The following is a 26,677-nucleotide window of genomic DNA, read 5'->3' as shown; positions in this document are numbered from 1 at the left end:
GATAACTCTTTACATGATTTGGGCAGATGGATGCAGCGAGTTGTGCTATACTAAGGGTGCAAAACTGAACCGGGAGGTGTATCTATGAAGCTCACATTTTTGGGAGCCAACCACGAGGTCACGGGCAGCTGCACCCTGCTGGAAGCAGCTGGGCAGCGCTACCTCATTGACTGCGGTATGGAGCAGGGCAAGAATGTCTACGAAAACCAGCCCCTCCCTGTGGCACCGGGTGAAATTGACGGCGTGCTGGTGACCCATGCGCATATCGACCATACAGGCCAGCTGCCGCTGCTGGTGCGCAACGGCTTCCGGGGCAGGATCTATGCCACCAAGCCCACGACTCAGCTGTGCAGCATCATGCTGCGGGACTCTGCCCACATTCAGGAGTTTGAAGCTGAATGGAAGAACCGCAAGGCGAAGCGTGCCGGTGCCGAGCCGGTGGAGCCGATGTACACCGTGCAGGATGCCGAGGCGGCCATGCAGCTGTTCCGGGGCATGGAGTATAACACTAAGATCGAACTGGCCCCGGGCCTTGTGATCCGCTTCATCGATGTGGGCCATCTGCTGGGTTCTTCCAGCATCGAGATCTGGGTCACTGAGAGCGGCACCACCACCAAGCTGGTCTTTTCCGGGGACATCGGCAACCAGCATCAGCCCATCATCAAGGACCCGACAACGATCCGGGACGCGGACTATGTGTTTATGGAGTCTACGTACGGCGACCGCAGCCACGGTCCCCGCCCGGACTATGTGGGGGAGCTGAGCAGGATCCTGCAGCGCACCTTTGACCGGGGCGGCAATGTGGTCATCCCCAGCTTTGCGGTGGGCCGTACCCAGGAGCTGCTCTACTTTATCCGTGAGATCAAAAAAGAGGGGCTGGTCACCGGCCACGGTAATTTCCCGGTCTACATCGACAGCCCCCTTGCCATTGAGGCGACCCGCATTTTCAAAGATACCGATCCCGACTGCTTTGACGAGGATACCCGGGCGCTGCTGGCACAGGGCATCGACCCAATCCAGTTCCCGGGGCTGCAGGTCAGCGTGACCAGCGATGAGTCCCGGATGATCAACGCCGACCGGGTGCCCAAGGTCATCATCTCGGCCAGCGGCATGTGCGAGGCAGGCCGCATCCGCCACCACCTCAAGCACAATCTGTGGCGGCCGGAGTGCACGATCCTTTTTGTGGGCTATCAGGCCGTGGGAACGCTGGGGCGCACCCTGATCGATGGTGCCGTCAATGTCAAGCTGTTCGGTGAGACCATCGACGTGCAGGCAGAAATCTGTCAGCTGACGGGCCTTTCGGGCCATGCCGACCGCGAGGGCCTGCTGGCCTGGGTGAACGCGTTCAGCCCCAAGCCCAAGCGGGTGTTTGTCATCCATGGCGAGGACGAGGTGGAGAACATCTTTGCCCAGACCCTGACCGAGCAGGGCTTTACCGCCTGTGCCCCTTACAATGGGGAGCAGTGGGCCATTGGGGCCGAGGGTGCGGTCTGCCTGCAGGAAGGCTCCCGTGTCCGGCTGGAGCACAAGCCCAGTGAGGGCGCGTCCCGCGCCGCAACGGTGTTCCAGCGGCTGGTCAGCGCCGGCAAGCGGCTGCTCCGCGTCATCGAGCACAACGAGGGCGGGGCCAACAAGGATCTTGCCAAGTTTGCCGACCAGATCAACGCCCTGTGCGACAAGTGGGACAGATAACCATAGAACCAGAAAAAACAGCACGCCGTTCGGCTTCGGCGTGCTGTTTTTGGTTGAAAGGGAAAAGGCTCTGCCGGGAGAAACGGCAGAGCCTTTTCGGGGTATGGAGAAAAGTGTGTGGGAGAAGAGCATGGAGGGCGCTACTGGTCGTCAGAGAGGCTTTGGGAGGAAGCCTTGTCTGCAGCATCCGGGGAGAAGGGGCGGTGCAGTGTTTTGTACCGCCTGTACCGGATGCCGAGCAACGTGAATACAACGCCGGTGACAAAGGAGCCGACGCTGACCACGATATAAGCATCAGCGCCGCTGTGCAGCAGCACCGAGCCGTACCCGGCCAGAACGATGGAAAGACCCGGAACATGCTCCTGATACAGCAGGGACGCAATGCCGACTGTCAAAAACAGACAAACTGCGGAGAGAGCGCAGTTGATTCGATGTGCCCGCCTTTGACGAAGCCTGCGTGTGCGGCGGCGAATTTCCTCCATACGAACACTCGCCTTCTGGGTCATGGACAGTCCCTCCTTTTGAGAGATCATCAGAGCGGCTGCTTTCCGTCCTCTCTATCTCCTATAATACAGTTCACGCCGATTCCTTTCACCCAAATTTGAAAAAAGTTCAAAAAAATTTCCCGCTCCGGAAAAGAGCGGGAAACGGTCAGTGAAAAACAGTGTGCCTGCCCCTGTGGAGCAGCCTTGCCGCAAACAGGGTGACGATGATGGCAGAAGGAAAGAAGTACCCGACCATCTGCCAGAAGCCGTCGGCGGTGATCAGCAGGTTGTAGATGCCGTGCAGCACCATGCAGACCCCCAGAATCCCCACCGTGCCGGTGCAGGTGAGCCACGGACGGCGGAACACATAGGCCAGTGCCAGACCGGTCAGGATACCGCAGACCAGATGCAGGGCCCCGGCGGACATGCCGCGGATGAGCAGGAAAACAAAACTTCCTGCACCGTTTTCGGTCAGGTAGCAGACGTTTTCAAAGGTAGCAAAGCCCACTGCAATGCCAATGGCCGCAGGAGTCAGCTTGTGGGAATCCGGCTCAAAGATCAAAAAGTAGAGCAGCAGAGGCAGCAGCTTCAGGATCTCCTCGCAGACAGGTGCGATCTCAATGGCGGTGGTCACGGCACTGCACTGGTGCCGCCCCATGAAAAAGCTGCTGACATAAGCCGAAAGCAGGCAGGTGGCCATGCCCAGCACCACGAACAGGGTAAAGCGCCGGGGGCTGCCCGATGTGAACAGCAGGGAGAGCAGCATGGGAAGCGCCAGGCACAAAAAGATGTTTTCAATGTAGGTCATGGGGCTCCTCCTGCAGGATACGGGGCAGGAAGCTGACCAGCGTGAGGGTCAACAGGATGTCCACAGCATAGTAAAGGCTGAACCGGGTGTAATCACGGATGAACCCGGAGGCAACGAACAGAAGGATCTGCAAGGACATTTCAAACAAAAGTGCGATCTCATAAGGCCGGAGCCGTTTTTCCTTTTGCAGGGCCGAAAAACAGAGATAGGCCAGCGTGCCAAAGGTGAGCGCCAGCGCACCAGACATCAGCGGCGAAGGGCCAAACACCTGCACCCGCATGACAACTCCGGCAAAGACCACCCCAGCTGCCAGCGCAAAAGGCGAGAACGGCGGGCGCAGGCCCTCCCAATAGAGGATCTCCAGCGAGAGAAAAAAGAAATACGAGGCCATCCAGGAGCATTCGGCCACATAAAACACCTGCGGCCCATGGCCCAGAATGATCAGATGGAGCAGGTAGTACAAAGTGCCCATCATAAAGCTGGCGTAGCCGAACGCCAGGATCAGGCAGGAGCGGCTGCTGCGCCGGAAGGCGAGGAGAAAGGCGAGGAGCGCCATCGCAGCCAGCACGATCACCTGAAAGGTGTTGTCAATGATCTCAAAGCTCATCGTCGTCCCTCGTGTGCTTCTTTTCACTGCTGCGGCGCAGTCGGTAGAGCAGGATGGTCACGCAGGAGCCCAGCAGGAACGAGAGTACGCCCACCAGGATATAACCGTCGGCTCCGCGCTCACTCAGCATCCCGGCGGTGCCGGTGGGGGAAACATGCAGCGCGACCGATGTGCCTGCCCAGCCGGGCATGGCAAGGCCCAGGCAGACCACCAGCACAAGACAGGCCGCCATACAGCCTGCATCGATCAGCAGCATCTGCCGTGCGCGCGCCTGACGCTGCAGCTGGGCCGTGCGCTGGCGGATCAGCGCCATCCGTTCGGCATCAGTTTTCATACTGATATCCCTCCTGTTCCAAAAGTTGTTTCAGCTGCTGCTTGCCCCGGTACACAAGGTTCGTTACCTGCTGCTCGGTGCGTCCCAGCACCTGTGCGGCCTGCCGGTAGCTCAGTTCTTCAAAATAGACCAGAAAAAGTGTCTCCCGGTATTCCTTTTTGAGTTTGCCCAGTGCGGCGTACAGCTGCCGGTGCTGTTCGTTCCGGAGTGATCCAGTCTCGGCCAGTGCCTCGTCCGGCAGTTCAAAAGGCAGTTCCTCCAGCGGCAGAAAAAACCGCCGCCGGGTCTTGCAGCGCAATGCGAGATTGCGCCCGGTTTTATAGAGGTAAGCCTTGAAGCAGCCATCCTGAATGGGCCGCTCTCTTGCAAAAATATGGGCAAAGGCTTCGATCATCAGATCCTCTGCCTCGTGGATATCGCCCAGCACGCCGTTGATGTAAAGGGTCAGCGCGTCGCCATACCGCTCCACCAACAGCTGAGCGGCAGCTTCGTCTCCGGCCAGATACTTCCGGTAGGCTGTTTCGTCTGAGACCATCCGGTTGTTCCTTTCCGTGTTGTACACATTTCATCTTGTCTATTTTATATAAGATGAAAGAAATTTGCAAGGGAAAATACGAAAAAGCACTCCATTCTCTTCCAATTTGTGATATAATAAACTGATTTCGCCTGTTTTTCGTGCAGAAGGCGGGCGGCTGAAATTATTGGAGGGGACAAATTTATTATGGAACGTGAAACGCTGAAATCGCGGCTGGGCTTCATCCTGCTGTCGGCAGGCTGTGCCATCGGCATTGGCAACGTGTGGAAATTTCCTTATATGGCAGGTCAGGGCGGCGGAGGAGCCTTTGTACTGTTTTACCTGCTGTTCCTGGTCATTCTGGGTCTGCCCATTATGACCATGGAATTTGCTGTGGGCCGTGCCAGCCGCAAAAGCCCGGTGCGGGCCTATCAGGTGCTGGAAAAGCCGGGTCAGAAGTGGCATATCCATGGCTACTTCACCCTGATCGGCTGTTACCTGCTGATGATGTTCTACACCACCGTTGCAGGCTGGATGCTGCACTATTTCTATATGACTGCCGCCGGAAAGCTCTCCGGCTTGAACGCAGACGAGGTGGCGGGCAAGTTCACCGAGATGCTGGCAAGCCCCGGTATTATGACCTTCTGGATGGTGTTCGTGGTCGTTCTGAGCATTCTGGTCTGCGCTAAGGGCCTGCAGAATGGTCTGGAGCGTGTGACCAAGGGCATGATGATCGCCCTGCTCCTCATCATGGTCATTCTGGCCGTGAACAGCCTTTTCATGGATGGCGCAAAGGAGGGTCTTTCCTTCTTCCTGGTGCCTGACTTTGGCCGTATGAAGGAGGTTGGCATCGTCAACACCTTGGTGGGTGCGATGAATCAGGCCTTCTTCACCCTGAGCCTGGGCATCGGTGCCATGTCTATTTTTGGCAGCTACATCGGCAAGGAGCACTCCCTGCTGGGCGAGAGCGTCCGTGTGGTGGTGCTGGATACCTTTGTGGCCATCACGGCCGGTCTCATCATCTTCCCGGCCTGCTTTACCTTTGGTGTGGATCAGACCGCAGGTCCCAGCCTGATCTTCATCACCCTGCCCAATATTTTTGCTAACATGGCGCTGGGCAAGCTGTGGGGCAGCCTGTTCTTCCTGTTCATGGCCTTTGCGGCCCTGTCCACTGTGCTGGCGGTGTTTGAGAACATCATCTGCTGCGGCATGGAGCTGACCGGCTGCACTCGTAAAAAGTCCAGTCTGGTCAACCTGTTCCTCATCATCCTGCTGTCCATGCCCTGCGTGCTGGGGTATAACCTCTGGGCCTGGGATGGTTTTGCCGTGTTTGGCGGTGCAGTGCTGGACTTCGAGGATTTCCTTGTCAGTAACCTGTTCCTGCCGCTGGGCAGCCTGGTCTACCTGCTGTTCTGCGTTTCCCGCTATGGATGGGGCTGGGACAACTATAAGAAGGAAGTCAACACCGGCGAGGGGCTGAAGATCCACGATTGGATGCGCGGTTACCTGACCTACGGTCTGCCCGTGATCGTGCTGTTCATCTTCGCCTTTGGCATCTACGACAAGTTCTTTGCATAAGGGAATAAACCCTCTCAGTCTCGCATTCGCTCGCCAGCTCCCCAAGGAGGGCAACGCATCTGATGGGCAAGCAACTTGCACAGCCTGAAGTCAGAGCAGCAATTGCCTCGCCTTTTGGGAGAGGCGGACGCACTGGCGGAGAGGGCGTTTTGTTGGAGGACACAATGCACATTTTGATCTGTGATGATGATGCGGTATTTGCTGCCCGCGTGGAAACGCTCGTCCGGGATTTCTTTGCGCTGCGGGGCCTGCAGGTGGAATGCACCGTCTGCCACAGCGGGGAAGAGACACTGGCCCGGCGGGACCTTGATCTGTATCAGGTGGCGCTGCTGGATGTGGATCTGGACACCATGAACGGCATCTCACTGGGAAAGCAGCTGCGCCAGTGCAGCCCGGAGATCTGCCTGGTGTATGTGTCGGCCTATCTGGAATTTGCCCCGGAGGGCTACACCGTGAATGCGTTCCGCTATATCCTCAAGCGCGATCTGGATTGCCAGCTGCCCCGCTGTCTGGATGCCATTCTGCACGAGCAGGATCACCGGACTCCCAAGACCCTGACCATCCGGCAGAACCGCACCGAGACCGAGCTGCCCTACGACAGCATCTACTACCTCGAAAGCGACCTGCGCAAGATCAACGTTTACGGAGATGTGGCCCACCAGCCCCTGTGTTCCTACTATGGCAAGCTGAACGAGCTGCCGCAGGCCCTGTTTGAGAACGGCTTTCTGCGGGTGGGGCGGAGCGCGGTGGTCAATATGAAGTACATCCGGCAGATCAGCAGCTATATGGTTACCCTGCGCAATGGGGTCAAGCTGGGCGTGAGTCGGAATGGCTATGCTGAGATTCGCAGCACCTATCTGGAATGGAAGGGGCAGTTTGGGGATGACTAAGGAAATGCTCTGGCTTCTGATGGGGCATCTGGTCTGCATTGGCCAGTGGGCGGCCTTTATCATGGTGGACCATGCATTTCTGGGCTGCGGTAGGAGATTCCGCTTCCCCTGCCTGTGGGCAGCCCTGCTGGCAGCAGTATTTCTGGCGGCCTCGATCCGGCATGACATTGGTTTTTTCAATATCGGATCTGTGATATTGAACGTCATCTACCTGTTGGTCACGGTGCTCTTTTTCGGCGGAAGCTGGAACCAGAAGCTCTCGGCCTGCTTTGTCAACGGCATCATGTGCCTGCTGACGGAAAACACGGTCAGCTACACCTTTGCCTGGTGTAAGCACATTCCCGTCCGGGAGGTCTGGCGCTACCGCAGCTGTCTGTTCCTGCTGGTAGCTGCTGTTGTGGGGGCTGGCCTGCTTGCAGCCTACATTATCCGGCGCTGGCGGCGGGAGCAGGCGTTGACCCCGCTGCAGATGTTGGTCATGTCCTTTTTTCCTGGCATCGTTGTGGTGCTGAACATCGTGCTGATGGTATCCGGCGGCAGCGAAGTGCCCAGCATGATGAACATGATGCTGACCTTTGGCCTGACCATAGCAGTGCTGATCCATCTGGGGATCGTGCAGATGGTCAACGACCAGATGCTGCTGCAGCAGACACTGATGGTGGAGGCTGTGCGCCAGAAGAAGAGCGCAGAAGCTCTTCTGGAATCCTACAAGACCCAGCGGCGGCTGACCCATGAGTTCACCAACCACACCGATGCACTGGCTCTGCTGCTTCAGCAGGGCGATTACGAGGGCGCAAAGGCCTACCTTTCCACGCTCACAAAGACCATTGCGGCGAATACCACCATTATGAACACCCACAACCCCCTGTTGGATGCCCTGCTCAGCAAAAAGTACGAGGAAGCCAGCCGAAAAGGGGTCATGGTCTATTTTGATCTGCCCGATCTGCGGGATATGCCCATGGATCAGACAGACCTTGTGATCGTGCTCTCCAACCTGCTCAACAATGCCATTGAGGCCGCCGCGCAGGCTGATCCGCCGGAGGTCTATGTGCGGATGCGGAAGAGCGAGGAAGAGGTGGTGCTCTCTGTCCGCAACCGGGTGAAAAAGGACCTGAACCTCGTGGACGGCCAGCTGCCCCGCATCTCTCAGAAAGGGGCGGGCCACGGCTTCGGGCTGTGGAACGTGCAGGATGTGCTGAAAAAATACGGCGGCGAATATACCATCAGCTGCCGGGAGTGCTGGTTCCGCTTTACCTGCACCATCCCGCTCCGCAAGTTATGACATGAAACCCTGCAGAATATGACATTTGGAGTGAAAGTTTCATCGGAATCTGCTACAATGAAATCAAGTTAAAGGCAGGAGCGCCTCCCCGCTGTATGGTTTGCGGCCGACAGAGGAAGGAACATCCGGGAACGCAGGCGTGTGTGCGTGGGCCGGAACGTCTTTACGAATAAAAAGTCTGACGAAGCTCTGAATGGCGATCTTGGGGGATTGCTGCAGATAGAGACCTTCTGAATGCACTGCACCTGCACGGCATCGTATGTGGGAATGGGATGCCGGGCGGTGCTGCCGGAGGGAGCTTTGTCGGGCTTTTTTGTTTGAGATCGGGCCGGAAGGAGGACGATGTGGAGCATGGCTGTACCTGCACGGAAGCGGGCATCCTGCTGGATATCTTCACCCCGATGCGGGAGGATTTCGTGTAACAAACAAAAAAGGCAGTGCGCCGCGTGGGACGCACTGCCTTTTGCTTTTGTACCGATTATTCCGGCTTCACCTGCAGCTCCTGCTCACAGTAGATGCAGCGGTATTTGCCGTTGGAGCTCATCTCAAAGATCTGGTCGCATTCCTCTTCAATGGAGGAGATGCAGCGGGGATTGCGGCACCGCACAATGTTCACCAGACGCTTGGGGGGCTTCGGCTTTTCCTTGCGCACAGCCTTGCCGTTTTCGATCACGGTCACGCTGATGTCAGGGTCAAGGTAGGCCAGCACGTCCAGGTTCAGCCAGGAGGCATCCCCCTCGACCTTGATGATGTCCTTGCGGCCGCAGTCGGCCTTGTGGGAGCGCGCATTCTGGATCAGTGCCACGTTGGCGGTCTTGTTGCCGGTGATGCCCAGCAGCTCCATCAGGCCCACAGCGGTGCCTGCCTTGATGTGGTCGATCACAATGCCGTTCTGGATCTCGTCAATATTCAGCATATCAGTTGCCCTCCTTCGGTGCCTTGGGGTCGGCAAGACCCAGCAGCGTCATGATCAGTGCCATGCGGACGTATACGCCGTTCTGCACCTGCTCAAAGTAGGCAGCACGGGGATCGTTGTCCACATCCAGTGCGATCTCGTTCACGCGGGGCAGGGGATGCAGCACTGCCATTTCAGGCTTGGCAAGGGCCATCTTTTCGCTGGTCAGGATGTAGCTGTTCTTCAGGCGGATGTAATCCTCCTCGTTGAAGAAGCGCTCCTTCTGCACACGGGTCATGTACAGGATATCCAGCTCAGGCATGGATTCCTCCAGGCTCCGGGTCTCACGGTACTCAATGCCGTTGGCCTCCAGCACATCCTTGATGATGTAGTCGGGCACCCGCAGCTCCTCGGGGCTGATGAGCACAAAGCGGATGTTCTTGCAGCGTGCCATGGTCTTGATGAGAGAATGGACGGTGCGGCCGAACTTCAGATCGCCGCACAGGCCGATGGTCAGGTTATCCAGCCGACCCATCCGGGTGCGGATGGTCATCAGATCGGTCATGGTCTGGGTGGGGTGCTGGTGGCCGCCGTCACCGGCATTGATGACCGGGATGCGGGAGTAGCGGGAAGCGCGGAACGGCGCACCCTCTTTGGGATGGCGCATTGCCACGATATCAGCATAGCAGGAGACCACACGGATGGTATCTGCAACGCTTTCTCCCTTGGAAGCGCTGGAGACGGTCTCGCTCGGGAAGCCCAGCACATGGCCGCCCAGGTTCAGCATGGCCGCCTCAAAGGAAAGGCGGGTGCGGGTGGACGGCTCATAGAACAGAGTGGCAAGCTTTTTGTGAGACGCAACGTCCTGATAAGCGGCAGGGTCGGAGCGGATGCGGTCGGCCAGATCCAGCAGGGAAGTGATCTCCTCCTGGCTGAAATCCAAGGGATCGATGAGATGGCGCATGAATTTTACCTCCGTCAAAGTAATTTTCGTAGAATGGAAAAATCGAAGAAATTCGTGTAATAACTCAGTGAGCGCATGACCGGGTGGCACAGACGGTTGAAGCAGATCTCATCCAGCAGCAGCATGGCCTCGCCGGGGGCAAGACGCATGGCAGCCCGGATGGCCTCGTCGCCGCAGCTGGCCTTGAGGTGGGCCACATTCGAGGAGATCTGCTGGTTGCATTCCTGCTCCAGAATATCGAACACGCCGCCGCTCAGGTCGATGCGGGTGTAGTCCCGGCTGCCAAAGAGGGCGCGGGGCAGATAATCGATGGAGTAGATGACCGGGGTGGTGTCGGCCAGGATGCGTTTTTTGATGCAGATGACCTCGTCCCCCGGTGCAATGGCAAGATCCCGGGCAAGCTCGGCCCCGGCGCGGATGGGATAGATCTGGATGCCATCGGCGTGGGGGTAGCTGCCAAAGCTGCGGATCAGCGGGTAATATTCCAGCTTCTGGTCAAGGCGGCTGCGCAGGCCAAGCACAGTGCGGTTGACCACTGTGCCAATGCCGCGCACACGCTCGATGTAACCGGCGCGCTCCATCTCGCTCAGCGCGTCCCGGATCACGGTACGGCTGACACCGAGTTCCGCGGCCAGATCGACCTCGGCGGGCAGGCGGTCGGCATCGGCGTAGCGGCCGGTGCGCAGTTCTTCCAGAAGCGCCGCAACGACACGGTCACTGATGACCGCACCGCCCAGGCGGATGGATGACGAAGAGCTGGATTCTTTCATGGGCTGTTCCTCCGGTTCGCGGGCGGGGCAGTGCCCGCCTGGACTTGGGAAAACCTGCCCTGCAACCCAAAAGCTGCGCCGGACAGATTTTCTTACTTTCATTATAGCATGATTTGACTTTATTTTGAATGGTAATTATACTGGAATCCAGCAGAAAGTATGATTTTATTTTTGGAGGGTTCACAAAATGGAACTGATACTGCAAAAAGTGTGTGGCCGGTCTGCACAGCTTCCCATTCGCCTGCGCCGGTGCGGCCCTGCGGATGCCGCCGCATTCTTTGCTTTGCAGAACGAAGTGCGGGCCGCCATGCCCCACCCGGAGCAGTTTGTGCCGGACACACTGGAGAATATCACGGCCTATCTGAGGGAGGACCTGTGCATCGGAGCATACGACGGCGAACGGCTGGGGGCGTACTTTATCCTGCGCTACTGCGGCCGGAGCGCGCACAACTATGCGGCCTTTCTGGGGGTGCCCCGGGAGGAGTGGGAGCACTGGGTCAATGCAGACAGCGCAGTGGTCCACCCGGACTGGCGAGGCAACGGTCTGCAGCGGAAGCTGCTGGAAGCGGCGCTGCCCCTTGTCCGGCCCGGCATCGTGGGCATCGGGGCCACCGTCAGCCCGGAGAATCAATACAGCCTGAACAATGCCCTTGCCTGCGGTTTTGTCATTGCCGACCGCCGTGAGATGTACGGCGGGTATGACCGATATCTGTTAAAGAAGATGCTGTAAACAAAAACGCTCTCCTGCTAAGCACAGGAGAGCATTTCTTGTTATGCGGCCAGGCGGCTCTCTTCCTTCAGCTGATCGTTCATCTTTTTGCGCACGACCAGCAGGCAGATGAGATGCACCCCTGCGGTCAGGGCCCAGCTGATGGGGTAGCTGATGTACAGCGTGCCGGTGGAGCGGAACATCCGGAAGATGGTTGCGATCCAGACCAGACGGAGCAGGCAGCTGCCCACCAGGCTGACGACCATGGGGATCACCGAGTAGCCGCGGCCGCGCAGGCAGCTGGCCAAAGTGTCCATTATGCCGCACAGGAAGTAGGCAGTGCAGATGATCTGCATCCGGGACAGGCCGGCGGCCACCACGGCTTCATCCGTGGAATAGAAGTGCAGCAGGACCTCGCCGCCAAAGTAAGCGCCGCAGCCCAGGAACAGGCCCACCACAGTGACGCAGAGCAGGCAGTTGCGCATGACGCGGTCGAGGTTGTCGTACCGGCGGGCACCCACGTTCTGGCTGGTAAAGGTCACGGCTGCCTGCGCAAAGGCATTCATGCCGGTGTAGATGAAGCCCTCGAGGTTGGATGCGGCAGAGTTTCCGGCCACGACCGTGGAGCCAAAGGAATTGATGGCCGACTGGATCACCACGTTGGACAGGCTGAACACGGTGCTCTGCAGACCGGCGGGCAGGCCGATCTGGATGATCTGCAGCATGGCTTTCTTGTGGAAGCCCAGATGCCGCAGGTCAAGGTGCATGGCACCCTCTTCCCTGACCAGCAGCACCGTGACCATAATGGCGGATACCGTCTGGCTGAGGATGGTGGCCAGCGCAACACCCGCCACACTCATCTGGAATACGATGACGAACAGCAGGTTCAGCACCACATTGATGACACCTGCCACCGCCAGACAGACCAGCGGGCGGCGGGTGTCGCCCACGGCACGCAGCAGGGAGGCGTTGAAGTTGTACAGCATGGTCATCGGCATTCCGATGAAGTAGATCTTCAGGTAAAGTGTGGCAAGGTCAATAACATCCTCGGGGCTGGACATCAGTTCCAGCAGACCGTGGGCTGCAAAAAAGCCCACAAAAGCCATCAGAACGCCACCCACAAGGCTCAGGGTAACAGCAGTCTGCACCGCTTCGTGCACGCCCTGGTCATCCTTTGCACCATAACAGCGGGCCGCCACAACGTTTGCACCCAGCGCAAGGCCGACAAACAGGTTGACCAGCAGGTTGATGAGTGCACCGTTGGAACCAACTGCTGCCAGCGCGGCGCTGCCGGCAAATCGGCCCACCACGACCACATCGGCAGCATTGAACAGCAGCTGCAAAAAGCTGGATGCCGCCAGCGGCAGGGAAAACAGGATGATCTTTTTCAGCATCGGGCCGCTGGTCAGATCACCGGCTTGGGACATTTGTGCCATGAAAGCTCCGCCTCCTTTGAAACTTCTCTCATACTCTTGCACCAAAATCGAAGCGTAAAAAATGCGCCGTGCCGTTTTGCGGCACAACGCAATTTGTAAAGAACACCTATATTATAATACAGTTTTCTGTAAAATACAAGATGCCGCGCAGGGGGTTCCTGCCTTTCTGGGGCGCTTTGATCAGGAATGATGGATCTGCAGCGTTTTCCAGTGCTCTTTCTTCTCGTATTCCGTTGTCACGCCATCGTCCCGGTACATCCGGTACTCCGCAGATTCGCCGTTGGGCAGGAAGCTCCACAGGGTCAGGCTGGCATCATCCAGCTCAGCGGTGTTGTTGGCGGGCTGTGCCACGGGAATGATGTGACCCGGACGGAGGAACAACAGCATTTCGTCCAGCGCACAGCGGATATAGTGGTGTCCGGCGGGCAGGATCTCTTCGTCGTAGTCGTCCACAGCCCGCAGGCGCAGGAGCTTCATGGGCTCGGGCAGGTAGACATGCCGCCCGTGGGCATTCTGGACATAGACGGGAGCGGCCATCAGGCCCTCGCCCAGCAAAAGCTGATCTTCCACCTCCCGGGCATCGGGGTCATCCGGGTAATCGAAGGCCAACGGCCGGAAGTAGCTGGTGTTTTCCAGCGCAGCCTTCATAAATTCGCTGTACAGGTAGGGCAGCAGAGCGTAGCGCAGACGGATCATATTACGCACAGCGGGCAGCACCTCGGGGAAGCGGTAGTATTCCTGCATCCGGGTGCCCACCGCGGAGTGGTTGCGCATCAGCGGGGTGAGCAGACCGAACTCAAGCCAGCGCAGGGCAAGATCCGGCGTGGTATCGCAGGAGAAGCCGCAGAGGTCGGCACCGCTGTACAGGAAACCGCACATCTGGACACTGGGCATCATTTGGATATTGGCCAGCAGCTGAGCCCAGCTGGAATTGTTGTCGCCCAGCCAGATGCCGCCGTAGCGGTGGCTGCCAATGAAGCTGGAACGGCTGTAAAGCAGGGTGCGCTGGCCCGGACGCAGGTCGGCAAAGGCTTCCCCTGCGGCGCGGGTCATGCTGCCGCCATAAAGGTTGTGAACCTGATCGTGACGTACCTTCCGGCCGTCTGCCTCGTGGTAAAAACTGGCGTAGTCTGTCGGGCTGTTCATCAGGCCCATGGCACCGCCCACCACGCGCGGGAAAAACTCCTCCTGCTCAATGTTGTCCTTCTCCCGCAGGGCGGCCATATCGTCCAGAAAAGCGCGCAGCCGCTCAGGTGAGTAGAAGAGGGAGGGCTCGTTCATATCGTTCCAGAAGCCCTCAATGCCGCAGTCGGTCAGGGCCTTGTATTTGTGGCCGAACCACTCCCGCACCTCGGGGCGCAGGAAGTCGGCAAAGTAAGCCTTGCCGGGCCAGACTGCCGCCACAAAGGGAGTTCCGTCGGCCTTTTTGCAGAAGTATCCCTTTTCCAGCCCCTCAGTGCAGGTGGAGTCGTTGGGGTCAACGCGCACGCCGGCATCGATGATGGGCACCAGCCGGATGCCCTGCGCTTTCAGGTCTGCGGAGAGCTTTGTAAGGTCTGGAAAACGTTCCTTGTTTACGGTGAAATCGGCATAGTCCTGCATATACTCGATGTCCATACAGATCATGTCCAGCGGCAGGTCGTGCTCCTTGTACTGGCGTGCAACTTCCCGTACGTCCTCCTCAGTCTTGTAGCCCCAGCGGCTCTGTGCCAGACCGAATGCCCACCTGGGCGGGATGTAGCTGCGGCCGATGAGGGTACGGAACTCCCTGCAGATCGCATTTTCGTTCCCGCCGGAGAGGAGATACAGATCGTAGTCTGGGGTCTCGGTGTGGAAAGAGAGAAGATCGTGGCGGGAATAACCGATGTCGTAATAAACCTTGCCCGGGAAATCCACGAACAGGCCAAAGCAGGTGCTGCCGTCCCGCACCAGCAGGAAATTGTGCGCACCATAGAAGGAAAGCTTGTCCTCGCTGTGGCGGGATTCATCGGTGTTGTTGGCGATGTAGTGCCAGCCGCGTTTGTTGATGCCGCGGGGCATTTCACCCAGACCGTAGACGGCAGCCTGCTCACTGAGGGTGAGCTGCCAGCCGCTGCCATCGGGAGTCAGAAAGGGGATGGGGCCGCTTTCCGCGGGAAGAGACAGCACAACGCTCTGGGTGGGAAAAGGATGCCCGAAAGAAAAACGTTGGATCACAGAAAAGACCTCCTGTTTCAGATAGAGTTGTTACTATAATGATACGGCAGAAATCGTTCCGGAACAAGAGAGAAAACAGGATGAATAATACAACAAAACAGGCGTTTTGTGGCCTGCGCAACAGCCAATACTTCTGCTGCACCTGCCTGAGCCTCTCGGGCGAGAAACTGCACGGAATGGATTGCAAACTGTCGAATGGCTTGCTATAATAAAAAGTACTCTGAAAAGGGAGGATCTTCCATGTATCGAAACGGCATCAAGCGGCTGCTGGCGGTCATTTTGTCCCTCTGCGGCATGATCGTGCTCTCGCCGCTGCTGCTCATCCTCTGCCTTGCCATCAAGATCGATTCCCCGGGGCCGATCTTTTTCAGGCAGAAGCGGGTGGGCATCCACAAACAACATTTCAATATCCTCAAGTTCCGCACCATGCGCATCGACACCCCCCACGATATGCCTACCCACATGCTCAAGGACCCGGATCAGTATATCACCCGGGTGGGGCACTTCCTGCGCAAGACCAGTCTGGACGAGCTGCCCCAGCTCTGGAACATCTTTGTGGGCGATATGGCAGTCATCGGTCCGCGCCCGGCGCTGTGGAACCAGTATGACCTTCTGGCCGAGCGGGACAAGTACGGTGCCAACGATGTCCGCCCCGGCCTGACCGGCTGGGCCCAGATCCATGGGCGGGATGAGCTGGAGATCGTGGACAAGGCCCGGCTGGACGGCTACTATGTGGAGCATCTGAGCTTTGGCATGGACGTAAAGTGCTTCTTTGGCACCATCAGGGCGGTGCTCGACCACGACGGTGTGGTCGAGGGCGGCACCGGCACTTTGCACGAAGAGGAAAACCACAAGAAGTAAGACTGGCCTGGGCAGAATACTTGATTTATCCCCTGAAAAGCGTATAATAAAACGGTATAAGACATCAAAGGAGGATTTCCATGAATCGCACCTATATCAACGAGGTACAAAAGGAAATTGGCAATACGGTCAAGGTACAGGGTTTTATTGAAAACCTGCGCAACAGCAAGTATATGGCCTTTATCGTACTGAAGGATATCACCGGCAAGCTGCAGATCACGGTTGAAAAAGAGGATCATCCTGATCTGGTGGACACCATCGATCAGCTGACCCCTGATTCTGTCATCACTGTCACCGGTAAGGTGGTCGAGAACGACTACGTCAAGATGGGCGGCATCGAGATGATCCCCGAGGCCATCGAGGTGGAGAGCATTGCGGATGCACTGCCCATTGCCCGTAAGGCCATTGCCGCCACCAAGAAGAAAAAGGCGGTGGAGCGTTCCAGCATCGACCAGCGCATTGATTACCGCTGGGTCGATCTGCGCACCGACGAGAACCAGCTGATGTTCAAGGCCCAGAGCTGCATGGTCAACGCCATGCGCAAGTTCCTGCTGGACCAGAACTTTATCGAGATCCACACCCCCAAGCTGATCGCTGCTGCCAGCGAGAGCGGCTCCGAGGTGTTCAAGGTGGATTACTTCGACCGCAATGCCTATCTGGCACAGAGCCCCCAGTTCTATAAGCAGATGGCAATGGCTGCAGGCTTTGAGCGCATCTTTGAGACCGGCCCTGTGTTCCGTGCTGAGAAGAGCTATACCAACAAGCACGCCACGGAGTTCTCCGGCTTCGATCTGGAGTTCAGCTACATCACCTCTTACAAGGATGTCATGGCCATGGAGGAACAGCTGCTCAAGGCTGGCTTGCAGGCTGTGAAGGACGCATACGGCGACCAGATCCAGGAGCTGTTCGGCAAGGAAGTCATCGTGCCCGAGACCCCGTTCCCCGTGGTCAAGCTGGCTGACCTGTACAAGGGTCTGGAAGAGGACTTCGGTTATGTGGTGGACGATTCCGAGAAGGGCGACCTGACTACCGAGGCTGAGCGCCTGAGCTACGACTGGGTGAAGAAGCACTATAACCACGAGTTCCTCTTCGTCACTGATTACGATGCTGAGAAGCGTGCTTTCTACCACATGCGTGACGAGAACGGTGTGCCTCAGGGCTACGACCTGATCTGGCGCGGCGTGGAGATCACCACCGGTGCCCAGCGTGAGCACCGCTATGAGGTGCTGAAGAAGCAGGCCGAGGAAAAGGGTCTGGCTGAGGATGTCAAGTTCTATCTGGAATTCTTCCAGTATGGCTGCCCCCCGCACGGCGGCTTCGGTCTGGGCATCGACCGCCTGACCATGCTGCTGGTGGGCGAGAGCATCAAGGACGCGGAGTTCCTGTTCCGCGGCCCCAACCGTCTGACCCCGTAAGGACGGGGGTGTTCGTATGAACGCCGCGGACCATTATCTGACCCGTTATCTGGAAGCGAAGGATCTGGATCAGTACAACGCACTGCTCCGCTACACCTTTCAGGTCACGGAAGAAGAGCTGACTGCCACAGGCTGGAAGGACGACGAGATCAAACAGTCCAAGTTCCCGGTGCTGGAACGTGCCGATGTTCTGGGCTGCTTTGATGGAGACACGCTGGTGTCCCAGTTTGCCGTCTATCCGCTGAAAATGAACATCTACGATACGGTCTACCATGTGGGCTTTGTCACCAGTGTCTGCACCTACCCGGAGTACACCGGGCAGGGCATTATGAAGCACCTGATGATCAAGGGCCTGACCCAGATGCACGAGGAGGGCAAATCCTTCGCCCTGCTCTACCCGTACAGCATTCCGCTGTACCATCACCTGGGCTGGGAGATCGTTTCCAACAAGATCTCGTTCAACATCAAGGACCGGCAGATCCCCACCAAGGTCAAGGCCCCCGGCTATGTCCAGCGTGTCAGCTGGGATAACACCGAGTTCCATGAGCTGCACTCCCACTTTGCGTCCATCACCCACGGCTGTCTGTTCCGCAACAGTCTGGCCTGGGAGGAATACTGGCGCTGGGACGAGGACGATACCAATGTTGCGGTCTACTACAACGTCAAGGATAAGCCCTGCGGCTACATGGTCTACCTCATCAAAAATGACATCATGCACATCAAGGAGATGGTCTACCTCAACCGTGAGGCCCAGAAAGGCCTGTGGGAGTATATCCATGCCCATGATTCCATGATCGATGAGGTGCACGGCAGCACCTATTTCAGCGAACCCATCGCCTTTGAGATGGACGATGGCGACATCAAGGAGAGCATCCGCCCCTATGCCATGGGACGCATCATCGACGTGGAGGATTTCCTCGCCGATTACCCCTGTGACCCGGACGGCGGCACCCTGTGTATCGAGCTGGAGATCGAGGACTCGCTTCTGCCATGGAACGACCGGACGTTCAACGTTCGCTTTGCGGATGGGCACTGTACCATGACCCGTGAACCCGCCGAGTATCACCTGAAAATGGGCATCGGCACCTTTACCACCCTGTTGCTGGGCTACAAGACCGCAGAGCGTCTGTATGAGCTGGAGCGCATCGAGGGCAGGGAAGAGGCTGTGGAACGGCTGGATGACGTGCTCTTCCATAAGATCCCGTATATTTCGGATTACATCTGACAAAAGAAAACAACCCTCTCCGTCAAAGCCTTTTGCTTTGCCTGCTTCCCCCGAAAGGGCGAGGCGGCATTGCGAGGCAATGACGGAGAGGGTTGTTCTTTTTGACTCAGAGCAGCGTTGGCACCAGCTCGGCCAGCTTTTCAGCCAGCTGTGCGTGGCCCTTACGGGTCAGGTGCATGAAGTCGATCTGGTTGAACTCGCAGCCTTCAGCATCCAGGAAATGGACGTTGTTGCGCTCTGTGATGATCTTGTACCAGCCGGCAACGCCCTTGGACTTCTCCACACAGCCGTCGCCCATGACCTCATCGTGGAAGCCCTCCTTGATGCGCGGAGGAGCAACTACAAGAATGTTGGGGTCCTTGCCGCCCCAGCAATCCACGGTCTTGCACTTCTGGATCAGGCGCTCCATGCCCGCACCAATGCAGGCAGCGTTTGCGTTGAAGCGCTCTTTCACATCGTTGGTGCCCAGCATGATGATGAGCAGGTCGATGACTTCATGGCTCTTGAGCAGGGGATAGGCCACGCTCAGAGCATCCATGGACTCGTGGATGGGATCTACAAAAACGGTGGTGCGGCCAGAAAGGCCCTCTTCGGTTACCAGATACTTGTCGCCCAGAGCAGCCTGCAGGCGGCAGGTCCAGCGCTCGTCCTCGTTGAAGCGGATGCCGCCATCGGCGTTATCCTTGGGGTCGGCACAATAACCGTGGGTGTTGGAATCGCCCAGGCAGAGAATATGTGTTTTCATCTCAATATACTCCTTTGATCGTTCAGATGATCAGGCTTCGCCGTGCTGCTGGCGGAAGTAATAGACTGCGCCTACCATACCGGCATCATTGTGCAGTTGGGCGGCGCGGATCTCCAGCCCCTCGGCAAAGGCGGGCATGACGGAGGCCCTGACTTTGGCGGCAATGGGCTCAATGAGCAGCTTCTGCTGGGCGCTCACGCCGCCGCCGATGAGAATGAGCTGCGGGTTAAAGATGTGCACCATGCCTGCAAGGCCCTGTGCGATCTCATCCGTCCAGGCATCCAGCAGGGCCAGAACGGTCTCGTTGCCAGCCTCCGCAGCAGCAAAAATGGCGCGGCCGTCTTTCCAGGCCGGGTCCTTTTCCTGTGCGGCCCGTACCAGAGCCGTGGTGGCGGCGTAGCGCTCCCAGCAGCCGGTGGCACCGCAGGTGCAGGGAACACCGTTCAGTGCATGGGTGCGGTAGTGGCCCAGCTCACCGCCCAGTCCGCGGGCACCCTCCAAAAGGCGGCCGCCGGTCAGAATGCCGCCGCCCACGCCAGTGCCCAGGGTCACGCCGATGACATCGGTATAACCCTTTGCGCCGCCGACCCAGACCTCGCCCAGCGTCATGCAGTTGGCATCGTTGGCAACGGTGACGGGCAGGCCGAAGAGCCGTTCCAGTTCGGCCTGGATGGGGCTGTTGATGTAGTTGGGAAAGTTGCCGCAGGTACCGGCTACAGTACCTTTGCGGCTGTCGATCTGGCCGGTGGCCGAAACGCCCACGCCTTCCAGCGTGTTCACGTCGATGTTCTGGGTCTCCACAAAGGCTCTGGCGGCTTTGAGCACGGTGGCCAGCACCGGGGTCTGGTAGCCGTCAAAGTTGACGCTCTCCTCGGCCTTGGGGCCCACCGTGCCGGTCTCATCCACGATGCCCAGCTTGACGGCAGTGCCGCCGATATCGATCGCAAGATACTGTTTCATCTCAGTGTCTCCGTTTTACTTGTTCATGGCGTTGATGGCTCCGGTGAAGCGGGCCGTGATCTCGGCAGGGCGGGTGATGGCACCGCCCACCACCAGTGCAAAAGCACCGGCTTCCAGTGCCTTGACGGCCTGTTCGGGGTAGTGGATGTGGCCCTCGGCAATGACTTTGGCGGGGCACTCGGTGGCCAGCTTGTGGACGAAATCAAAATCGATGTCGTCAATGCCCTGGGTCTCAGGGGTGTAGCCGCGCATGGTGGTGCCCACAAAGTCGGCACCGGCCTCGGCACAGGCCATGGCGTTCTCAAAGTTGTCGCAGTCGGCCATCACCAGCTGATCCGGGTACTTTGCCTTGATGGCGCGGATGAATTCAGCGGAGGTGGAACCATCCGGGCGGAGAGCTCCCGTGCCCTGCACCGCCAGAATATCCACGCCGCAGGCCACCAGCTCATCCACTTCCTTCATGGTCACAGTGATGTACATGGGGGTGCCGGGGTAGTCCTTTTTGATGATGCCGATCACGGGCAGGTCCACGACCTCCTTGATCTGGGTGATGTCCCGCACGGTGTTGGCACGGATGCCCACCGCGCCGCTCATGGCGGCTGCCTTGGCCATCAGGGGCATCACGCCGCCCTCCTTGGTGTACAGGGGCTCGTGCTCCAATGCCTGGCAGGAGACGATCAGCCCGCCCTTGATCTGAGCAAACAGTTTTTCCTTATCCATGATACTTATCCTCCATCTTGATCTTGACAACAGCTTTGCGGACACGATCGCAGCCGGGCATTTCCACGCCGGGGCGGTGCAGCTCACCGGGGAAGAAGAGGACGAACCGCCCCTCGCCCAGAGCGCCGAAAACGGCATCCTCGCTGTCCTTTTTGCCGATATCCGGCTGGTAGGGCTCCACCTCGGTGCCGGGGGCGGTCTCGTAGCCCCAGCCCTCGCCGCCGGTCAGGTCGATCTGCAGATCGGCGTAGAGCCGGTGATATTCGGCGTGGGAACCGGTGTGGGGTTTGAGATCGGCATCCATCACATTGATGAACACCTCGTCGCCGTCCACTTCGGTACGGCCCAGCGGCAGGGTTTCCAGCGGGTGTGCGGCCAGAAACTCAATGGCCGTGTCGAGGTTTTTGTGGAACCCCTTGTACAGATGCAGTTGATCCAGGGTATCGCAGATCATACGCTTTCCCTCCAAAAAAGAAGCGCCCGCCTCCCCTCTGAAAAGAGACGGAGAGGGGGCGCTTGTTCAGCTTACAGTTTTGCGATGGCGGCTTCGATCATGGCCTGTGCTTCGGCCACGATGGCCTCATCCTCGGGGATCAGGCTGGGCATGGGTTCACGCACGCCGCCCAGCTCCAGACCGTACATCCGGCGCAGGATCTCTTTCTGCACGGCATACAGGTTGCCGTGGGCTTCACACATCTTGTAGATGATGCGGTCGGCCTCATACTGGAGGGCCTGAGCCTCCTTGACCTCGCCCTTGTTGATATGCTCGTTCATGGCCAGATACAGCTCAGGCATCACGGCGTAGGTGCCGCCGATGCCGCCGTCTGCGCCGATGACGCGGCCGGAGACGAACTGCTCATCGGGGCCGTTAAAGACCACAAAGTTGCCTTCGCCGCGGGCAGCGATACCGGCATCCTTGAACACCTGGATGTCCTGGGTGGGCATGGAGCTGTTCTTAACAGCTACCACGTTGGGGTTCTTGAGCATCTCCTTCAGCAGGCTCATGGTCAGGCCGGTGCCAGCCAGCTGGGGAATGTTGTAGATGACGAATTCGGTGTTGGGAGCAGCAGCGGACATGTCGTTCCAGTATTTTGCAATGGCATACTCGGGCAGGTGGAAGTAGATGGGGGGGATGGAGGCGATGGCATCCACACCCACGCTCTCGGCATGGCGGGCCAGCTCCACACTGTCGGCGGTGTTGTTGCAGCCAACGTGTGCAATGACGGTCAGCTTGCCTTTGGCTTCGCTCATCACTGCCTCCAGCACGGCCTTGCGCTCGTCCACATGCTGGTAGATGCACTCACCGGAGGAACCGCCGACATACACGCCCTTAACGCCCTTGGCGATCAGATGGCGGGTGAGAGCCTTGACACCCTCAGTGGAAATATTGCCCTCTGCGTCGTAGCAGGCGTAGAAAGCGGGGATAACGCCCTGGTACTTAGTGATATCTTTCATGGTTTGTCTCCTTAAGCTCCTATATGCTTATTTGTTCTGTTCACTGCATCAGCGCCCTCTTGCGGTGCCCTGCATCCGCTTCGACCCTTGGGCGGGTCTCGCGTCTTGCAGACCGCTGCGCCAAAAATTGCTCCCTGAACATCAAGCTCCAACGCTTTCTGTTCCGGGCAACTGCATCAATGCCCTCTTGCGGTGCCCTGCATCCGCTTCGACCCTTGGGCGGGTCTCGCGTCTTGCAGACCGCTGCGCCAAAAATTGCTCCCTGAACATCAAGCTCCAACGCTTTCTGTTCCGGGCAACTGCATCAGTGCCCTCTTGCGGTGCCCTGCATCCGCTTCGGCCCTTGGTGCGGGCCTTGCGTCTTGCAGACCGCTGCGCCAAAAATTGCTTCCTGTTTCCGCCGCAGGCGGCGGTCGCAATTTTAGCCCTTAACGGCACCCATTGCGATGCCCTTGGTGAAATACTTCTGGAAGATGAGGAAGATGATGATGATAGGCACAGCAGCCAGTGCAGCACCTGCCATGATCAGACCGAAGTCGGTGCTGTTTTCCGCCTGCAGCTTTGCAATGCCCAGAGAAATGGTCAGGTTGCTGGTGCTGGACAGCATGATCAACTGCATGAAGTAATCGTTCCAGCTGTTGATAAAGGTGAAGATGGCCAGAGCACCGATGCCCGGCTTGACCATGGGCAGCACGATGCTGATAAAGGTCTTGGCTTCACTTGCGCCGTCAATGCGGGCGGCCTCCAGCATTTCTGTGGGGATGCCCTCGCTGAACTGTTTCATCAGGAACACACCGAATGGCCAGCCGACAATGGGGAAGATGACGGCCCAGATGGTGTTGTAGAGGTTCAGGGCACTCATCTCACGCAGCAGGGGGATCAGAATGACCTGCTTGGGCAGAGCCATTGCGCACACGATCAGGGTGAACAGGAGCTGACGGCCCACAAAGCGCTTCTTGGCCAGTGCATAACCGGCCATGGCGGCGGTGATGCAGGTCAGGATCATGGAGACAACAGCCATGAACACGGTGTTGATCATCCAGCGCAGGGCAGCAGGAGCGGTGGGTCCGACCGAGAAATAGATGGGCTCGCCGTCGGCACTGAAGCGTGCACTGAAGGGGATGGCCAGCTGCCACAGCGGAGCGCTCTTTCCGGCAAACAGCTTCTGGTAGTTGGTCAGCACCCACTCATGGGGCCACCACTCGGGGGTGGTGGAGTTGATGGCTGCACCGGTTTTGAAGGAACCGGTGATGATCCAGTACAGCGGGAACGCAAAGGTCACGGCCACGATGCTGATCAGGATCAGGGTCAGGATGGTATAGGCGCTGGCCTGCTTGAGCTTGCTGGGGTGACGCTTCAAGGGCTTTTGCTTTTTTGCGGTTGCAGCAGTTGCACTCATTGTTACGCACCTCCTCAATTGTTCTGGTTGCCAACCTTGAACTGGATAGCAGACAGGATGGCAATGATGATGGCAAGCACAACACCCATGGCGTTGCCATAGCCGTAGCGGTACAGCTTGAACGCGGTGTAGTAGATGTAGTACATGATGGTATCGGTGCTGTGGTTGGGGCCGCCGGAAGTCAGCAGCTGGATCAGCGCAAAGCACTGGAAGGAGTTGATGGTGGTGATGACCAGGATGTACAGGGTGGTGGGCATGATGGCGGGCCACTTGATCTTCCAGAAGCACTGGAAATCGGTCGCGCCGTCCACTTCGGCAGCTTCTACGATGGACTGGTCCACGTTGCCCAGGGCAGAAACATACAGAACGATGGGCTGGCCCACAGAGGTGGTCAGCAGGATGAGGATAATGCAGCCCAGAGCGAACCGCTCATCGCCCAGCCAGTTGATGTTCTTGTCGATCAGCCCCAGCGTCTTGCCCAGATAGTTGAAGATGCCGTAGTAATTGTTGTACATCCACTTCCAGACAACGGTAACGGCAACGGAACCGGTGACAACGGGCAGGTAGAACACGCAGCGGAAAAGGCTGGTGGCCCACTCGGGCAGATCCACGATGGCGGAGCTGACCCACAGCGAGAAGGCACAGGTCACAGGCACCGACACGATAACGATGATGAAGGTGTTCTTCAGAGCGCCCAGGAAGATCTTATCGGCGAACAGCTCTTTGTAGTTTGCAAGGCCGACAAAGACATCGGCGCGGTTCATGGTGGAATCAAAGAAGCTCGTGACCACGCAGAGGATCATGGGGTAGATGACGAACCCCAGAAAGAAGATCAGGCTGGGCAGAAGGAAGAGGTAGGATGCGATGGTCTCCTGCCGGACCAGTGCGCGGCTGCGCTTTGGCTCTTTGACTTTTACGGTGGTAGCAGCCAAGAAAATCACCAAACCTTTCGTTTAGCTCCGGTAAAATGACCGGCTCCCGACGGAACTTGCAAAAAGAATGCCCCTCCCTCGCCGGGATTATCGAGGAAGGGGCAAGGTTTATAACGTTACGATGAAAAACTCAGGCGGTGCGCTTATGCCTCGGCAGCAGCGGCAGCATTTGCGTTCTCAACAAAGGTAGCAACGGCCTGCTCAACGGGCTCGCCGGTGCCAACGCGCTGCAGCATGTTCCACCACTCGGTACGAGCAGTTGCCCAGCCCGGGGTGATCTGGTAGTAATCGCCCAGGAAGCCCATGAACTTGGTGTACTCGCTCATAATGTCGTTACCGGCATAGATATCGCCAACGCTCTCACGAACGGGGAAGTAGGTGGAAGCCAGAACGCTTGCGCCAACCTGATCGGGGTCAGCAGCGATGAAGTCGATAAAGGTCTTGGCTGCTTCGATCTTGGCCTCGTCGCCGTTGTCGAAGATGCCAAAGCCCCAGATGCCGCCGCACAGCTTGGGATCGCCGCTCTCGGTGGGGAAGGCCATGGGGAAGATCTCGTCGCCGCTGTTGGTCAGGCCGGCATCGTTGTTGTCGGAGTTCAGCTGCTGTGCAATGTTCCAGCAGAATGCCATCTGCAGGGTACCGTTGCGGAACAGGGTGATCTCCTCGCCGCCGTTGATGGAAGCATCAAAGTTCACGCCCTTGGCATCGTACAGAGCCTGGATGGCCTTGATGTTCTCGGGGGAGTCAGCGGTGTACTTGGTGTGCTCAGCATCGGTGAAGGTGCCGCCGTACATATTGTTGATGATTGCACGGGTGCCCTGGTCGCCGCCCTGGCCGCTGCAGTAGATGGCTGCAACATTCTCGTAACCGCCATTGTACAGTGCGTCAACGGTCTTGAGGAAGCCGTCGGTGCTCCAGGTGTGCTTATCAGTATCAATGTACTGGTCTGCGCCCACTTCCTTGACCTTGGTCATGTTCACGGCCATGCAGTGTGCGGTCATGCACAGGGGATACTCATAGTAGTCGCCGGCATCGTTCCTGCAGGCGGACTCAACGGAAGCGTAGATGTCCTTCTTGGCATCGTCGGTCCACAGGTCGTTCAGGGGAGCCATAACGCCCTTTTTGCCCCAGTTGGCAACCAGACGCTCGGGGCCTTCCATGATCAGGTCGGGTGCGCTGCCGCCCTCAATGGCGGTGTTGACCTGGTCATCACCATTGGTGTAATCCAGGTACTCAACGGTGACCTTGATGTCGGGATATTTTGCGTTGAAGCTGGAGATCAGCTCCTGCACAGTCTCGTCCTTGCCCCAGCCGCCGATGGGGTATGTCCACAGCTTGATGTTTGCGCCAGCTGCGGTGCTTGCCGCTGCAGAAGCTGCAGTGGAGGAAGCAGCAGTGCTGCTGGAGGAGCTGCCGCCGCATGCGGCCAGTGCACCGGCTGCACTCAGGGCACCCACGGCCTTCAGGAAAGAGCGGCGAGAGATACTGTTTTTCATAAGAAACTTCTCCTTACTCATTGATGTAGTGCGATTCTGCTCTGCGGCCCTCGTGCGGGAACCGCTTCTATTGGCCTTATTATAGAAAAATATTTTCATTTTGTCTATCGGCTGTCTGCCCAATAATGAAAGACTTTTCTTGTGGATGTCGCACAATTTTAGTGAAAAGACTGGCCTTTTGGGCAGGATTTACGGAAATTTTGAAAGTTGTAGCTATTTTGTAACCATTATAGAAAAACCACACTTTTTGCCGGTGAAAATAGTTTTCACTCAAAAAGGGTGGGAAATCCGGCAAATTGAAAAGAATTT

The 26,677-nt window shown here is 57.9% G+C and carries 26 protein-coding genes; 8 read left to right on the top strand and 18 right to left on the bottom strand.

From position 1 onward, the window contains the following. Nucleotides 1–84 precede the first annotated feature (84 nt). Nucleotides 85–1,692 (top strand): MBL fold metallo-hydrolase RNA specificity domain-containing protein, encoded by a 1,608-nt coding sequence (locus tag MTP40_RS07545; RefSeq protein WP_117535276.1) that lies wholly within the window; start codon nucleotides 85–87, stop codon nucleotides 1,690–1,692. Nucleotides 1,693–1,832: 140 nt separating this feature from the next. On the opposite strand, the gene MTP40_RS07540 is transcribed toward MTP40_RS07545, so the two are convergent. From MTP40_RS07540 to MTP40_RS07520, 5 genes are all read right to left on the bottom strand, one after another. Beyond that, nucleotides 1,833–2,198, bottom strand: a complete 366-nt coding sequence (locus tag MTP40_RS07540; RefSeq protein ID WP_249259107.1) for a hypothetical protein — start codon at nucleotides 2,196–2,198, stop codon at nucleotides 1,833–1,835. Nucleotides 2,199–2,343: 145 nt separating this feature from the next. Next, nucleotides 2,344–2,985 carry a PrsW family glutamic-type intramembrane protease gene (locus tag MTP40_RS07535; protein ID WP_005934466.1) on the bottom strand — a complete coding sequence of 214 codons (642 nt, stop codon included), beginning with the start codon at nucleotides 2,983–2,985 and terminating at the stop codon, nucleotides 2,344–2,346. Next, nucleotides 2,972–3,592, bottom strand: a complete 621-nt coding sequence (locus MTP40_RS07530; RefSeq protein ID WP_117535279.1) for a hypothetical protein — start codon at nucleotides 3,590–3,592, stop codon at nucleotides 2,972–2,974. Before MTP40_RS07530 ends, MTP40_RS07535 begins: the two co-directional genes overlap by 14 nt. Then, nucleotides 3,582–3,926 carry a hypothetical protein gene (locus MTP40_RS07525; protein WP_117534128.1) on the bottom strand — a complete coding sequence of 115 codons (345 nt, stop codon included), beginning with the start codon at nucleotides 3,924–3,926 and terminating at the stop codon, nucleotides 3,582–3,584. The genes MTP40_RS07530 and MTP40_RS07525 overlap by 11 nt, the downstream gene beginning before the upstream one ends. Further along, nucleotides 3,916–4,461, bottom strand: coding sequence for an RNA polymerase sigma factor (locus MTP40_RS07520; protein ID WP_117535280.1), 546 nt, complete (start codon nucleotides 4,459–4,461; stop codon nucleotides 3,916–3,918). Before MTP40_RS07520 ends, MTP40_RS07525 begins: the two co-directional genes overlap by 11 nt. A 186-nt stretch (nucleotides 4,462–4,647) precedes the next feature. Here MTP40_RS07520 and MTP40_RS07515 point away from each other — a divergent pair, with 186 nt between their 5' ends. The 3 genes from MTP40_RS07515 (at nucleotide 4,648) to MTP40_RS07505 (ending at nucleotide 8,190) form a co-directional block, all read left to right on the top strand. Continuing rightward, nucleotides 4,648–6,018, top strand: coding sequence for a sodium-dependent transporter (locus tag MTP40_RS07515; protein WP_249259106.1), 1,371 nt, complete (start codon nucleotides 4,648–4,650; stop codon nucleotides 6,016–6,018). A gap of 164 nt (nucleotides 6,019–6,182) precedes the next feature. Next, a complete protein-coding gene (locus tag MTP40_RS07510) occupies nucleotides 6,183–6,908 on the top strand; it encodes a LytR/AlgR family response regulator transcription factor (RefSeq protein WP_117504210.1) in 726 nt (241 codons plus the stop codon). Next, a complete protein-coding gene (locus MTP40_RS07505; protein ID WP_249259105.1) occupies nucleotides 6,901–8,190 on the top strand; it encodes a sensor histidine kinase in 1,290 nt (429 codons plus the stop codon). The genes MTP40_RS07510 and MTP40_RS07505 overlap by 8 nt, the downstream gene beginning before the upstream one ends. Before the next feature lie 478 nt (nucleotides 8,191–8,668). On the opposite strand, the gene MTP40_RS07500 is transcribed toward MTP40_RS07505, so the two are convergent. The 3 genes from MTP40_RS07500 to MTP40_RS07490 are packed head-to-tail and all read right to left on the bottom strand — an operon-like array spanning nucleotide 8,669 to nucleotide 10,819. Continuing rightward, complete coding sequence (locus MTP40_RS07500; RefSeq protein WP_005934452.1) at nucleotides 8,669–9,106, bottom strand: aspartate carbamoyltransferase regulatory subunit; 438 nt, start codon at nucleotides 9,104–9,106, stop codon at nucleotides 8,669–8,671. A gap of 1 nt (nucleotide 9,107) precedes the next feature. Then, on the bottom strand, nucleotides 9,108–10,049 hold the full coding sequence (gene pyrB / locus MTP40_RS07495; protein ID WP_249259104.1) for an aspartate carbamoyltransferase: 942 nt from the start codon (nucleotides 10,047–10,049) through the stop codon (nucleotides 9,108–9,110). A 14-nt stretch (nucleotides 10,050–10,063) separates the two neighbouring features. After that, nucleotides 10,064–10,819, bottom strand: coding sequence for a GntR family transcriptional regulator (locus tag MTP40_RS07490; protein ID WP_005934447.1), 756 nt, complete (start codon nucleotides 10,817–10,819; stop codon nucleotides 10,064–10,066). A 187-nt stretch (nucleotides 10,820–11,006) separates the two neighbouring features. Between MTP40_RS07490 and MTP40_RS07485 the strand changes: the two genes are divergently transcribed. Then, on the top strand, nucleotides 11,007–11,549 hold the full coding sequence (locus tag MTP40_RS07485; protein ID WP_207697561.1) for a GNAT family N-acetyltransferase: 543 nt from the start codon (nucleotides 11,007–11,009) through the stop codon (nucleotides 11,547–11,549). A 41-nt stretch (nucleotides 11,550–11,590) separates the two neighbouring features. Here MTP40_RS07485 and MTP40_RS07480 read toward each other — a convergent pair whose 3' ends face one another. Then, entirely contained in the window at nucleotides 11,591–12,964 is a 1,374-nt protein-coding gene (locus tag MTP40_RS07480) for an MATE family efflux transporter (protein ID WP_249259103.1), read from the bottom strand. 180 nt (nucleotides 12,965–13,144) lie between these two features. Continuing rightward, nucleotides 13,145–15,160 (bottom strand): glycoside hydrolase family 31 protein, encoded by a 2,016-nt coding sequence (locus MTP40_RS07475; protein ID WP_249259102.1) that lies wholly within the window; start codon nucleotides 15,158–15,160, stop codon nucleotides 13,145–13,147. Between the two features lie 240 nt (nucleotides 15,161–15,400). Between MTP40_RS07475 and MTP40_RS07470 the strand changes: the two genes are divergently transcribed. The 3 genes from MTP40_RS07470 (at nucleotide 15,401) to MTP40_RS07460 (ending at nucleotide 18,661) form a co-directional block, all read left to right on the top strand. Next, nucleotides 15,401–16,021, top strand: a complete 621-nt coding sequence (locus tag MTP40_RS07470) for a sugar transferase (RefSeq protein ID WP_097771204.1) — start codon at nucleotides 15,401–15,403, stop codon at nucleotides 16,019–16,021. A gap of 80 nt (nucleotides 16,022–16,101) precedes the next feature. Next, a complete protein-coding gene (gene aspS / locus MTP40_RS07465; RefSeq protein ID WP_097771203.1) occupies nucleotides 16,102–17,436 on the top strand; it encodes an aspartate--tRNA(Asn) ligase in 1,335 nt (444 codons plus the stop codon). A gap of 16 nt (nucleotides 17,437–17,452) precedes the next feature. Next, a complete protein-coding gene (locus MTP40_RS07460; protein ID WP_249259101.1) occupies nucleotides 17,453–18,661 on the top strand; it encodes a GNAT family N-acetyltransferase in 1,209 nt (402 codons plus the stop codon). Nucleotides 18,662–18,767: 106 nt separating this feature from the next. Here MTP40_RS07460 and MTP40_RS07455 read toward each other — a convergent pair whose 3' ends face one another. The 8 genes from MTP40_RS07455 to MTP40_RS07420 form a co-directional block, all read right to left on the bottom strand. Beyond that, a complete protein-coding gene (locus MTP40_RS07455; protein ID WP_249259100.1) occupies nucleotides 18,768–19,406 on the bottom strand; it encodes a GDSL-type esterase/lipase family protein in 639 nt (212 codons plus the stop codon). A 30-nt stretch (nucleotides 19,407–19,436) separates the two neighbouring features. Then, entirely contained in the window at nucleotides 19,437–20,366 is a 930-nt protein-coding gene (locus MTP40_RS07450) for an ROK family protein (RefSeq protein ID WP_249259099.1), read from the bottom strand. Between the two features lie 15 nt (nucleotides 20,367–20,381). Next, nucleotides 20,382–21,086, bottom strand: coding sequence for an N-acetylmannosamine-6-phosphate 2-epimerase (locus MTP40_RS07445; protein ID WP_005934431.1), 705 nt, complete (start codon nucleotides 21,084–21,086; stop codon nucleotides 20,382–20,384). Next, nucleotides 21,079–21,540 carry a YhcH/YjgK/YiaL family protein gene (locus MTP40_RS07440; RefSeq protein ID WP_249259098.1) on the bottom strand — a complete coding sequence of 154 codons (462 nt, stop codon included), beginning with the start codon at nucleotides 21,538–21,540 and terminating at the stop codon, nucleotides 21,079–21,081. The genes MTP40_RS07445 and MTP40_RS07440 overlap by 8 nt, the downstream gene beginning before the upstream one ends. Nucleotides 21,541–21,611: 71 nt before the next feature. Continuing rightward, nucleotides 21,612–22,541, bottom strand: a complete 930-nt coding sequence (locus tag MTP40_RS07435; protein ID WP_249259097.1) for a dihydrodipicolinate synthase family protein — start codon at nucleotides 22,539–22,541, stop codon at nucleotides 21,612–21,614. 421 nt (nucleotides 22,542–22,962) lie between these two features. Next, entirely contained in the window at nucleotides 22,963–23,940 is a 978-nt protein-coding gene (locus tag MTP40_RS07430; protein ID WP_097771198.1) for a carbohydrate ABC transporter permease, read from the bottom strand. Between the two features lie 14 nt (nucleotides 23,941–23,954). Then, complete coding sequence (locus tag MTP40_RS07425; RefSeq protein ID WP_097771261.1) at nucleotides 23,955–24,881, bottom strand: carbohydrate ABC transporter permease; 927 nt, start codon at nucleotides 24,879–24,881, stop codon at nucleotides 23,955–23,957. 134 nt (nucleotides 24,882–25,015) lie between these two features. Further along, complete coding sequence (locus tag MTP40_RS07420) at nucleotides 25,016–26,368, bottom strand: ABC transporter substrate-binding protein (RefSeq protein WP_117476134.1); 1,353 nt, start codon at nucleotides 26,366–26,368, stop codon at nucleotides 25,016–25,018. Nucleotides 26,369–26,677 lie beyond the last annotated feature (309 nt).

Origin of the sequence: Faecalibacterium sp. IP-3-29, from assembly GCF_023347335.1 — a bacterium.
In the GTDB taxonomy this organism is placed as follows: domain Bacteria; phylum Bacillota; class Clostridia; order Oscillospirales; family Ruminococcaceae; genus Faecalibacterium; species Faecalibacterium duncaniae.
Note: the sequence above shows the minus strand (reverse complement) of the source record. Positions and strands in the feature narration are given on the sequence as shown.

Bases quoted from the DNA above. Each gene is read 5' to 3' on its own strand.
- MTP40_RS07515 (WP_249259106.1), top strand. From the start codon at position 4,648: ATGGAACGTGAAACGCTGAAATCGCGGCTGGGCTTCATCCTGCTGTCG.
- MTP40_RS07455 (WP_249259100.1), bottom strand. From the start codon at position 19,406: ATGAAAACACATATTCTCTGCCTGGGCGATTCCAACACCCACGGTTAT.
- MTP40_RS07435 (WP_249259097.1), bottom strand. From the start codon at position 22,541: ATGAAAGATATCACTAAGTACCAGGGCGTTATCCCCGCTTTCTACGCC.
- MTP40_RS07450 (WP_249259099.1), bottom strand. From the start codon at position 20,366: ATGAAACAGTATCTTGCGATCGATATCGGCGGCACTGCCGTCAAGCTG.
- MTP40_RS07445 (WP_005934431.1), bottom strand. From the start codon at position 21,086: ATGGATAAGGAAAAACTGTTTGCTCAGATCAAGGGCGGGCTGATCGTC.
- MTP40_RS07460 (WP_249259101.1), top strand. From the start codon at position 17,453: ATGAACGCCGCGGACCATTATCTGACCCGTTATCTGGAAGCGAAGGAT.
- MTP40_RS07505 (WP_249259105.1), top strand. From the start codon at position 6,901: ATGACTAAGGAAATGCTCTGGCTTCTGATGGGGCATCTGGTCTGCATT.
- MTP40_RS07430 (WP_097771198.1), bottom strand. From the start codon at position 23,940: ATGAGTGCAACTGCTGCAACCGCAAAAAAGCAAAAGCCCTTGAAGCGT.
- pyrB (WP_249259104.1), bottom strand. From the start codon at position 10,049: ATGCGCCATCTCATCGATCCCTTGGATTTCAGCCAGGAGGAGATCACT.
- MTP40_RS07470 (WP_097771204.1), top strand. From the start codon at position 15,401: ATGTATCGAAACGGCATCAAGCGGCTGCTGGCGGTCATTTTGTCCCTC.
- MTP40_RS07510 (WP_117504210.1), top strand. From the start codon at position 6,183: ATGCACATTTTGATCTGTGATGATGATGCGGTATTTGCTGCCCGCGTG.
- MTP40_RS07440 (WP_249259098.1), bottom strand. From the start codon at position 21,540: ATGATCTGCGATACCCTGGATCAACTGCATCTGTACAAGGGGTTCCAC.
- MTP40_RS07545 (WP_117535276.1), top strand. From the start codon at position 85: ATGAAGCTCACATTTTTGGGAGCCAACCACGAGGTCACGGGCAGCTGC.
- MTP40_RS07500 (WP_005934452.1), bottom strand. From the start codon at position 9,106: ATGCTGAATATTGACGAGATCCAGAACGGCATTGTGATCGACCACATC.
- MTP40_RS07480 (WP_249259103.1), bottom strand. From the start codon at position 12,964: ATGGCACAAATGTCCCAAGCCGGTGATCTGACCAGCGGCCCGATGCTG.
- MTP40_RS07530 (WP_117535279.1), bottom strand. From the start codon at position 3,592: ATGAGCTTTGAGATCATTGACAACACCTTTCAGGTGATCGTGCTGGCT.
- MTP40_RS07490 (WP_005934447.1), bottom strand. From the start codon at position 10,819: ATGAAAGAATCCAGCTCTTCGTCATCCATCCGCCTGGGCGGTGCGGTC.
- aspS (WP_097771203.1), top strand. From the start codon at position 16,102: ATGAATCGCACCTATATCAACGAGGTACAAAAGGAAATTGGCAATACG.
- MTP40_RS07540 (WP_249259107.1), bottom strand. From the start codon at position 2,198: ATGACCCAGAAGGCGAGTGTTCGTATGGAGGAAATTCGCCGCCGCACA.
- MTP40_RS07535 (WP_005934466.1), bottom strand. From the start codon at position 2,985: ATGACCTACATTGAAAACATCTTTTTGTGCCTGGCGCTTCCCATGCTG.
- MTP40_RS07485 (WP_207697561.1), top strand. From the start codon at position 11,007: ATGGAACTGATACTGCAAAAAGTGTGTGGCCGGTCTGCACAGCTTCCC.
- MTP40_RS07525 (WP_117534128.1), bottom strand. From the start codon at position 3,926: ATGAAAACTGATGCCGAACGGATGGCGCTGATCCGCCAGCGCACGGCC.
- MTP40_RS07520 (WP_117535280.1), bottom strand. From the start codon at position 4,461: ATGGTCTCAGACGAAACAGCCTACCGGAAGTATCTGGCCGGAGACGAA.
- MTP40_RS07420 (WP_117476134.1), bottom strand. From the start codon at position 26,368: ATGAAAAACAGTATCTCTCGCCGCTCTTTCCTGAAGGCCGTGGGTGCC.